Annotated in this window: 1 protein-coding gene; it reads left to right on the top strand. The window is 39.6% G+C overall.

The window, feature by feature from the left end:
* A partial coding sequence (locus AAEY62_RS22860) for a UvrD-helicase domain-containing protein (RefSeq protein WP_350636713.1) occupies positions 1-265 on the top strand: 265 nt, incomplete at both ends.

The raw sequence follows: 265 nt of genomic DNA on the forward strand, positions 1-265 counted from the left end.
GTATTGGCCAGTGCAAAAAATAAGAATGATGCTATTGCACAACTGCGTAATAAATATGAGCGCAAGCAACTTGCTCAACGAGCTGATTTTTATAATAACGTGGAGTCAAACCCATTAACTAATGAGCAGCGTCTTGCTGTAATACGCAATAACGATAAAAATTTAGTATTGGCTGCTGCAGGTACCGGTAAAACCTCAGTTATGGTAGCCAAAGCACTTGATCTAATTGCCACAAAACAAGCAATGCCAGAGCAAATACTGGTAC

The sequence above is a fragment of the Pseudoalteromonas sp. GW168-MNA-CIBAN-0100 genome (assembly GCF_040309225.1).
Classification (GTDB): Bacteria; Pseudomonadota; Gammaproteobacteria; order Enterobacterales; family Alteromonadaceae; genus Pseudoalteromonas; species Pseudoalteromonas arctica.